The sequence below is a fragment of the Phenylobacterium sp. genome (assembly GCF_036263695.1).
In the GTDB taxonomy this organism is placed as follows: domain Bacteria; phylum Pseudomonadota; class Alphaproteobacteria; order Caulobacterales; family Caulobacteraceae; genus Phenylobacterium.
Window position 1 is genome coordinate 1 of the sequence record NZ_DATAGM010000238.1, and the last position, 8,457, is coordinate 8,457.

Here is an 8,457-nt window from a genome sequence, read left to right on the forward strand (position 1 = left end):
TGATGTGAGGCTCCTGCTTGCTGGCCATGGGTTCCAGGGCGGCTACGCGCCACTCGGCGCCCTTCTCCTCCAGCACGACCATGACCGAGCGCGCGAATGGGCTGCCGGGAACGGTGTGAACGATGAACGGCGACATGGGAGGATCCTCTTTGGCGTTAGCAACAGCTAACGGTAAGTTATCGCTTACATCCTCGTCAATCCTCAACGTCATCCCGGCCGCAGCGCGCGGCAGCGGGCTGGAAAGCCGGGACCCAGGGGGCACGCGCGCAGAGCTGGGTCCCGGATCGGCCTAGCAGGCCGTCCAGGATGACGGTGTGGAAGCGCTACGCCCGGATCGCGATCAGCGACTTGGTGAAGCCGGCGAACTTCTCGTCGACGTGACGCGCGTCGGGGAAGAGGAAGCGGAACTGCGTCTTGTCGAGGAGGCGGGCGTGCTGGACGTCGCGCATGGCGGCGCCCACGTCCAGGGCGCGTTCGGCGAAACCATGGCGCTTCTTCATCAGGGCGCGGGCGCGGCTCTGCTCGGAGCGCCAGTGGAAGAAGGGCGCCGAGAAGTGGGGCTCGATGGGGAACCAGAAGTAGGGCGTCTGGACGTAGTATCGCGGCGCCAGACGGCGGGCCTCTCGGGCGAAGGCCTCCATCCGCGGCCAGTCGCCCACATGCTCCACCACCGAGTTGGAGTGGACGAGGTCGAAGGCGCTATCCGGATAAGTCTCCAGCGCGCAGGCGTCGCCCTCCACCGCCTCGAACATCGGGTCGGCGACCTCGAAAGCCTGCGGGTTCACCAGGGTGATGTGCACGCCGCAGCGCTCCAGCAGGGCGCGGTCGAACAGCCGCCAGTACTCGGGCTCGCCGCCCAGATCGAGGATACGGCAGCGGCCGGTCTCCGCCGCGATCTGCTCGATCAGGCCGGTGACATGCCGGGCCCGCGCCCGCCGCATCTTCACGGCGAGGGAGTCGGGATTGTCCGGGTCCTGGAGGGCGTAGATCAGCTTCATCGCCCTGGAGTTCTAAAGAGCGCGGTTTTCGTTTCCGTAAAGGGAGCCGGCGGTCTTCAGCGCGCCCAGCGCCTGGGCGAGCCCCGAGGCGGCGGGCTTGGGCTGGCCGGCGTCGTCGAACAGCAGCGGCGCGTCGCGGCCGTTCTCCCGCTTCAACCAGGAATCCTTATCGCGCAGGCCCCAGAGGGTGAAGGCGAAGCGCTGGTTCGCCGGCAGGGCCATGAAAGCCTCCATGGCCTCCGCGTAGAGGGCGGCCTGGCGCTCCTCCAGCCGCGGACCGCGGCCAGCGCGGACGAGAGAGACGTCGAGTTCGGAGACGTGAATCGGCAGGCCGAAGCGGGCCAAGGCCTCGATGGTGCGGGTGTAGGCGCCGCTGGGCAGGCTCGCGTCGATGTGGCTCTGACAGCCGAGGCCGGTGACCGGCGCGCCGACGCTGAGCAGCCGGTCGACCAGCCTCTGGAAGGTGTCGAGCTTCCTGGGGAGGCTCTCGAGGTTGTAGTCGTTGATGAACAGCACGGCGTCCGGGTCCGCCGCGCGGGCCACGTCGAAGGCGCGGCGCATGTGGTCGAAGTCGCCCAGCCGGGTGGCCCACAGGCTCTCACGCCACCCCTGCCCGTCCTCGGCCACGGCCTCGTTGACCACGTCCCAGCCCACCGCTTGGCCGCGGTAGCGGCCGACGAGAGCGGTGATGTAGGCGTCGTAGGCCTTGCCGAAGCTGGTGCGGCTCTCGTCCAGCTTCTCGAAGCCCTCCGGCCGCTGGGCGTACCAGATCAGCGTCGTGCAGTAGAGCCGCATCCGGCTGGCGCGGGCGAAGGCGGCTAGGCGGTCGGCGCGGTCGAAGCGGAAGCTCCCGTCCGGCTGGACGATGTACTCCATCTTCATCTCCCACTCGGGCGTGAGCTGGGAGAAGTGAGTGGCCGCCAGCCGCGCCCATTCGGGATCGTTGATGTGGCTGACCTGGGCGCAGACGCCGAGCGGGAACGGCGCGGCGGCCCGCAGCGGGGAAAGTTCTATTGGAGGCGCCGGCTGGGCGCGGCTCTCGCAGGCGCCGAGCGCCAGGGCCGCGCCGATCAGGGTGCGGCGGTCAAGGCCGCTCACCGCCCGCCGGCGGCCCGCAGGCCCAGTTCGTCGAGCGCGGCGGTCTCGCGCCGGGCGGTCTCCTTGCGGGCGGCCAGGCGCATGTTCTCGGCCACCTGTTCGTACTTCTTCTGCTCTTCGAAGGCCTCGGCGAGGATGTCGCGCGCGCCGGCCTCCTCCTGCTGGATCGCGGCCAGTTCGGCGTGCAGTTGGGCCTTGCGGACCCGCAGCCCTTCCAGCCACCCGGACTTGTACCAGCCGTTCTCGGCGTCGGCCTGGGAGGTCTGGGCTTCGGAGACCGCCTCGGCGGCCAGCATCATCAGCCGCATCTCGACATCGCGTCGCCGGTCGGCGATCTCCGCCAGGCGCTTCTGCAGCTCCTCCACCTGATAGGTCGAGATCCGGATCAGGCTCTTGGTCCAGCTCATGCCGCATCACCCCCCAGTATGCCGGCCAGCCGCCCGAACGCTTCGTCCAGGCTGGTGGATTCGTCCTTGTCCTGCGCCAGGAACCCCTCCAGCGCGGGATTGAGCGCGATCGCCCGGTCGACCTCCGGGTCCGAGCCCGTGCGGTAGGCGCCGATGCGGATCAGCTCTTCCATGTTGGTGTAGGCGGAAAGCGCCCGGCGGGCGCCCTGCACGATTTCGCGTTCGTGCGGCAGCTGGCACCCAGGCATGGTCCGGCTGATTGACTTCAACACGTTGATGGCCGGGAAGCGGCCGCGCTCGGCGATCGCCCGCTCCATGACGATATGGCCGTCGAGGATGCCGCGGACGGCGTCGGCGATGGGTTCGTTGTGGTCGTCGCCGTCCACCAGCACGGTGAACAGGCCGGTGATCGGGCCGGCCGTCGTCCCGTCGGGGCGGATCGGGCCGGGGCCCGCGCGCTCCAGCAGTTTGGGCAGCTCGGTGAAGACTGTGGGGGTGTAGCCCTTGGTCGTCGGCGGCTCGCCGGCGGCCAGGCCGATCTCGCGCTGGGCCATGGCGAAGCGGGTGACACTGTCCATAAGGCAGAGGACCTCGAGGTCCTGATCGCGCAGGAATTCCGCGATCGCCATGGTCATGTAGGCCGCCTGGCGGCGCTTCAGGGCCGGCTCGTCGGAGGTGGCGACGACGACGATGGCGCGCTTCAGGCCCTCTTCGCCGAGGGTTTCCTCGATGAACTCGCGCACTTCCCGGCCCCGCTCGCCGATCAGGCCGACGACGACGGCGTCACAGTCCGACTGGCGGGCTAGCATGGAAAGCAGCACCGACTTGCCGACGCCGGAGCCGGCGAAGACGCCGAGGCGCTGGCCGCGGCAGCAGGTGGTGAAGACGTTCATGGCCCTAACGCCGACGTCGAGCCGCGCGCCCACCCGGCCGCGGGCGTGGGCCGGCGGCGGCGGCGCGCGCAGGGGATAGGGCGCCAGGCCCTGGGGCAGCGGCCCCTTGCCGTCGATGGGCTCGCCAAAGGCGTCGACGATGCGGCCGAGCCAGGCCCTTGTGGGCCGCACGGCGGAGCCGAGCGGCTCGATGCGGATTTCCGCGCCGGGGGCGACGCCTTCGACGGGGCCGAAGGGCATCAGCAGCGCGCGCGCCTCGCGGAAGCCGACCACCTCCGCCGGCAGCGGCTTGTCGGCCAGGCGCTGAATCTCGGCTCGGGCGCCGACCGCCAGTCGGGTCAGCCCCCCGCGGGCTTCGATCAACAGGCCGTTCACCGCGGCCACGCGGCCGGAGACGGTCAGCGGATCGATACGCTCGACGGCGGCGACAAGGCTGCGCAAGATTCGATAACCCCCAGAAGGCGGCCAGAATCCGGCGCAAGGCCTTAACTGGTGGTGAAGATTTGGCTCAGGGGCGGGGCGGCAGAACGACCGGCGGCAGGGCGTCGGGACCGGCCAGCAGGACGTGCATCACCGGCGGCGCCTGGACGATGATCACCCGGGGCTCGGGCGCCGGGCGGGCCGGCTGGGCGGACCAGGCGGCGACGCCGGCCGTGAGGGCCAAGGTCGCGGCCGTCAGGGCGCCGCCCAGCCGCCGCGACTCCGCGGGCGCAGCGGCGGCGAGCCGGGCGATCCGCGTCTCCAGCGGGTGGCGGCCGCGCCCCAGCCACTGGCAGCCGAGCGGCGGCCGACAGGCGGCGAGCTGGGTCTTCAGCAGCGCCTCGGCGTAGGCGCGGCGCGCGGTGGGACGGGCGGCCAGCACCGTCTCGTCGCAGGCCAGCTCCTGATCCAGGCGCGCCCGCGCCGCGGCCACATGGACCAGCGGGTTGAACCAGTTCACCGCCTGGAAGGCGGCCATGAGAGCGTTGACGCGCAGGTCCCCCCGCTCCAGGTGCGCCGCCTCGTGGGCGCGGATCAGGGCCTGTTCCGGGCCCGTGTAGCGGCTGCGGAAGTCCTTCGGCAGCACCAGTCTCGGGAAGAAGACGCCGGCCACCGCCGGACCGGCCCGGCCTTTGCGCTGCAAGATCCAGAACCGCAGCTGGGCGAGTCCGAACAGCGCGAGCGCGACGGCGACGCCCGTGAGCCAGGCGACGCCGGCCGCCTGCGCCCACTGCGGATCGAAGGCGGGCGCCTGGGCGGCCAGGCTGTCCCCTGGAGCCGCGGTGCGGGCCGGAAGCAAGCTGCCGGCCCAGGCCAGCGGGACGAGGCTCCACAGGGCGTAGGCGGTCTGGGCGCCGAACAGGCGGGCCGCCGGACTGCGAAGCGCCAGCACCACCATCACCGCCGCCGACACGGCGAGGTTCGCGCGGAGCAGGGCCTCGATCAGCTCACTTGTCATCGCCGAGCTCGTCGATCAGGCGCTTCAGCCGCTCGACCTCCTGCGGCGTCAGCTTGCGGTGCTCGGCGAAGTGGGCGACCAGCGGGGTGAGCTCGCCGCCGAACAGCCGGTCCAGCAGGTTCTGGCTCTCGGACTGGACGTAGTCGGCCCGCTGCACGAGCGGGATGTAGCGGGTGCGCCCGTCGATCCGCTCGGAGCGAAGCGCCTTCTTCTTCAGCAGCCGGTTGATCAGCGTCTTGACCGTGGCCGGGCCCCAGTCCTCGCGCGTGCGGACGTCGGCGATCAGCTCGTCCGGCGTCAGCGGCGAGGTCCGCCAGAGGCTCTCCATGACCTGGCTCTCGGCCGCGGTGATGTGCATCTCAGCAGCAGACTACGGGCGTAAGCCGACGTCAAGCGCTCAGCCCACTGCGCGGTCCAGCCAGGCCTTGAGGTCGGCCACCACCTCGGCCCGGTTGGTCTCATTCAGCATCTCGTGCCGCCCGCCCGGATAGACCTTGAAGGTCACGTCGAGGCCCGCCTCCCGGTAGCGGTCCACCAGCGGCGTGACCCGCGCCAGCTTGTCGTTGATGGGGTCCTCGTCACCGACGAAGATGTAGACCGGAAGGCCCTTACGCACCTCGTTCAGATAGGCCGGATCGGCCGCCTGCTCGCCGATGGTGCGGAACGAGGCGCCGGACTCCGGGGTGAAGCGGATGCCGCAGAGCGGGTCGGCGACGTACTTGTCCACCTCCGCCTCGTCCCGCGACAGCCAGTCGTAGGGCGTGCGCGGGCTCTCGTAGGCGCTGTTCGGATCGCGCCGCTCGCCGCGCGGCAGCCAGGTCGCCGCCGTGCCGGAGAGAACCAGGGCGTCGATCAGCGCGTGGTCGCGGGTGAGGTAAACCTGGGAGAAGGCCGCGCCCATGGAATGGCCGAACAGGATCAGCGAAAGGTCCGGGTGGTCCGCGCGGATCCTCCGCGACAGCACCGCCATGTCGGAAATCGCCGCGCCCGCGCCGCCGGGGCCGAAGTCGCCCAGCTTCTCAGGGCCTGCCGTGGCGCCATGTCCGCGGTGGTCGGCGGAATAGACGACGTAGCCGGCTTCAATGATCGGCGTCAGCGGCTCGAGGTAGCGCAGCGAGTGCTCGCCGGCGCCATGCGCGAGCTGGATCACCGCTTTGGTCGGCGCGCCGCCGGTCCAACGGAAAGCGGCGATCTCCGCGCCGTCGTCGCCGCGATAGGTGAAACGATGTTCTTCGATCATGCCCCCTCCCAGACCAGAACGACGCGCTCAGCGCAAGGCGCGGGCGAGCTGCAGCGTCTGGCGCGGGTGGCGAAGGGCGTAGCGGGCCGCGGCGATCGGCCGGCGGCGCACGGCGCGCATCGCCAGCGGCCCGATCGTGCGGGCCAGCAGCGGCCGCGCAGCCGTGGCGATCTGTTTTCGCCCGAACCACGCCGCCGCGACGCCGATCGCCAGGGCGGCGAGGCCGAGTGACATGCGCGGCCGCTTGTGCGCCTCGGTGTAGACGCTGAACTTGCGACCGCGGAAATGCGGTGTGGCCACCCGGCCGTCCTCGCTCGGCGCATAGAGGTTGTCGGTCGCCGGCTTCTCGCCCTTGCGACGCGAGAGCGGCGGCACGACGGCGCCGAACAGGCGGTCGGCGAAGCTCGGCGCCAGGGCCGCGGTCAGCGTCATCTGCCGCCCGCCGGCGCCGACGGTGAGGTTCCGCACCGGCCGCTGGGCGGCGTAGAGGATGGCGTCGGCCACCACCTCCGGGGCGTAGACCGGCGGCGGCACCCTGGCCGGCTGGTCCATGTAGTTGCGGGCGTGGTCGGCGAACGGCGAGCTGATCGCGCTCGGTTTGATCAGGGTGACCGAGACCGGCGACCTGTGGCGCTGCAGCTCCATGCGAAGGGTGTCGGTGAAGCCCTTCACAGCGTGCTTGGACGCGGCGTAAGCGCCCAGCATGGGCGAGCCGATGTCGGAGAGGATCGAGCCGACGTTGATCACCGCCCCGCCGCCCGGCTTCACCGCCAGGTGCTTGGCCGCCTCGACCGAGCCGTTCACGACGCCGAAGTAGTTGGTGCGGAACAGCCGCTCGTGGTCGTCGCGGGGCGTCTCCATTAGCTCGGCGTAGACGCCGACACCGGCGTCGTTGACCCAGGTGTCGAAGCCGCCGAAGCGGGCGATGGCCGCCCGGGCGATCTTCTCCACGTCCTGCGCGTCGCCCACATCGGCTGCGACCGCGTGCGCCCGGCCGCCGGCTGCGTTGATCTCGGCGCAGACGGCCCTCAGGGCCTCCTCGTTGCGGGCCGCGAGGACGACCGCGGCGCCCGCCTTGGCGGCCCGCTTGGCGGTAGCCAGCCCGATCCCCGAGCTCGCGCCCGTGATCACGATCACCTGCTGGTCGAGAGGCTTCAGTCTGGGCCGCATGCGATGATCCCCTTATCGGCGGGCGGATGGACGCCCAGTCCCCGGCCAGAACCGTCCAGCTTGGCCCGACGTTCCCGGAGCCGGCTCAAAGCGCGGCTGCTTGACGCAGGATGGGGCGCTGCGCCGAGTGGGACTGCTTCGCGGCCGCGTCCAATCACAAAAGATTCAACCGCCACCATGGAACGCGGCCTTCCACCTCGCTTGTCGGGGAATCTCAAATCGCGTTAACCATTTTCTTCGACGGCGAAGTTTTCACCATTAACCGGTCTTAAATTAACTCGCTGGCAAGTTAACGGCGACGGTCTGCGGCATCGAGCGAATCTGCGGGCTATGGCCGAGGTGCGGAGAGGAAGAGGGGCGGATGCGCGTACTGCTTATTGAGGACGACAGCGCCACAGCGCAGAGCATCGAGCTGATGCTCAAGTCCGAGGGCTTCAACGTCTATACGACGGACCTGGGCGAGGAGGGCGTGGATCTGGGCAAGATCTACGACTACGACCTGATCCTGCTGGATCTGAACCTCCCCGACATGAGCGGCATGGACGTGCTGCGAACGCTGCGGGTGGCGAAGATCAACACTCCGATCATGATCTTGTCGGGCACGGCCGAGATCGACACCAAGGTTAAGACCCTGGGCGGCGGCGCCGACGACTACATGACCAAGCCGTTCCACAAGGACGAGCTGGTCGCCCGCATCCACGCCGTGGTCCGCCGCTCGAAGGGCCACGCCCAGTCGGTGATCAAGACCGGCGACATCACCGTCAACCTGGACGCCAAGACCGTGGAAGTGAACGGGATGCGCGTCCACCTGACGGGCAAGGAATACCAGATGCTGGAGCTGCTCTCGCTTCGTAAGGGCACGACCCTGACGAAAGAGATGTTCCTGAACCACCTCTACGGCGGCATGGACGAGCCCGAGTTGAAGATCATCGACGTCTTCATCTGCAAGCTGCGCAAGAAGCTGGCCGCCGCCGCCGACGGCAAGCACCACATCGAGACGGTCTGGGGCCGCGGCTACGTGCTGCGCGACCCGCACGAGCAGGTCGTCGCGGCCTGATCTGACGCTGCTCCGCACTTCCTAAACGCCCGCCGTCGCTCCGGCGGGCGTTTTCGTTTCCGGCGAGGCTGTTTAGGGTTCGCCGCTTCGGAAGCGGGAGCTGCGGGATGGGACGGACGATCTTGCTGGCCGCTGCGCTGATCGCGGCCGCCCTGC

At 70.0% G+C, this 8,457-nt stretch carries 9 protein-coding genes; 1 reads left to right on the top strand and 8 read right to left on the bottom strand.

What is annotated here, in order from left to right:
- Positions 1-323: 323 nt before the first annotated feature.
- The 8 genes from VHK87_RS09645 to VHK87_RS09680 all read right to left on the bottom strand — a co-directional run bounded on the left by VHK87_RS09645 (position 324) and on the right by VHK87_RS09680 (position 7,244).
- Complete coding sequence (locus tag VHK87_RS09645) at positions 324-998, bottom strand: class I SAM-dependent methyltransferase (RefSeq protein WP_329634686.1); 675 nt, start codon at positions 996-998, stop codon at positions 324-326.
- 12 nt (positions 999-1,010) lie between these two features.
- Entirely contained in the window at positions 1,011-2,096 is a 1,086-nt protein-coding gene (locus VHK87_RS09650) for an endo-1,4-beta-xylanase (protein WP_329634687.1), read from the bottom strand.
- Complete coding sequence (locus VHK87_RS09655) at positions 2,093-2,503, bottom strand: flagellar FliJ family protein (protein ID WP_329634688.1); 411 nt, start codon at positions 2,501-2,503, stop codon at positions 2,093-2,095. Before VHK87_RS09655 ends, VHK87_RS09650 begins: the two co-directional genes overlap by 4 nt.
- Positions 2,500-3,837: a flagellar protein export ATPase FliI gene (fliI, locus tag VHK87_RS09660; protein WP_329634689.1), complete on the bottom strand. Its 1,338-nt coding sequence runs from the start codon at positions 3,835-3,837 to the stop codon at positions 2,500-2,502. Before fliI ends, VHK87_RS09655 begins: the two co-directional genes overlap by 4 nt.
- A gap of 67 nt (positions 3,838-3,904) precedes the next feature.
- Positions 3,905-4,834, bottom strand: a complete 930-nt coding sequence (locus VHK87_RS09665) for a M56 family metallopeptidase (protein WP_329634690.1) — start codon at positions 4,832-4,834, stop codon at positions 3,905-3,907.
- Entirely contained in the window at positions 4,824-5,192 is a 369-nt protein-coding gene (locus tag VHK87_RS09670; protein WP_329634691.1) for a BlaI/MecI/CopY family transcriptional regulator, read from the bottom strand. The genes VHK87_RS09665 and VHK87_RS09670 overlap by 11 nt, the downstream gene beginning before the upstream one ends.
- 39 nt (positions 5,193-5,231) lie before the next feature.
- A complete protein-coding gene (locus VHK87_RS09675) occupies positions 5,232-6,074 on the bottom strand; it encodes an alpha/beta fold hydrolase (protein WP_329634692.1) in 843 nt (280 codons plus the stop codon).
- 27 nt (positions 6,075-6,101) lie between these two features.
- Positions 6,102-7,244, bottom strand: coding sequence for an SDR family oxidoreductase (locus tag VHK87_RS09680; protein ID WP_329634693.1), 1,143 nt, complete (start codon positions 7,242-7,244; stop codon positions 6,102-6,104).
- Positions 7,245-7,605: 361 nt separating this feature from the next.
- Between VHK87_RS09680 and ctrA the strand changes: the two genes are divergently transcribed.
- On the top strand, positions 7,606-8,301 hold the full coding sequence (gene ctrA / locus VHK87_RS09685; RefSeq protein ID WP_329634694.1) for a response regulator transcription factor CtrA: 696 nt from the start codon (positions 7,606-7,608) through the stop codon (positions 8,299-8,301).
- Positions 8,302-8,457 lie beyond the last annotated feature (156 nt).

Bases quoted from the DNA above. Each gene is read 5' to 3' on its own strand.
- VHK87_RS09645 (WP_329634686.1), bottom strand. From the start codon at position 998: ATGAAGCTGATCTACGCCCTCCAGGACCCGGACAATCCCGACTCCCTC.
- VHK87_RS09665 (WP_329634690.1), bottom strand. From the start codon at position 4,834: ATGACAAGTGAGCTGATCGAGGCCCTGCTCCGCGCGAACCTCGCCGTG.
- VHK87_RS09655 (WP_329634688.1), bottom strand. From the start codon at position 2,503: ATGAGCTGGACCAAGAGCCTGATCCGGATCTCGACCTATCAGGTGGAG.
- VHK87_RS09670 (WP_329634691.1), bottom strand. From the start codon at position 5,192: ATGCACATCACCGCGGCCGAGAGCCAGGTCATGGAGAGCCTCTGGCGG.
- VHK87_RS09680 (WP_329634693.1), bottom strand. From the start codon at position 7,244: ATGCGGCCCAGACTGAAGCCTCTCGACCAGCAGGTGATCGTGATCACG.
- VHK87_RS09675 (WP_329634692.1), bottom strand. From the start codon at position 6,074: ATGATCGAAGAACATCGTTTCACCTATCGCGGCGACGACGGCGCGGAG.
- ctrA (WP_329634694.1), top strand. From the start codon at position 7,606: ATGCGCGTACTGCTTATTGAGGACGACAGCGCCACAGCGCAGAGCATC.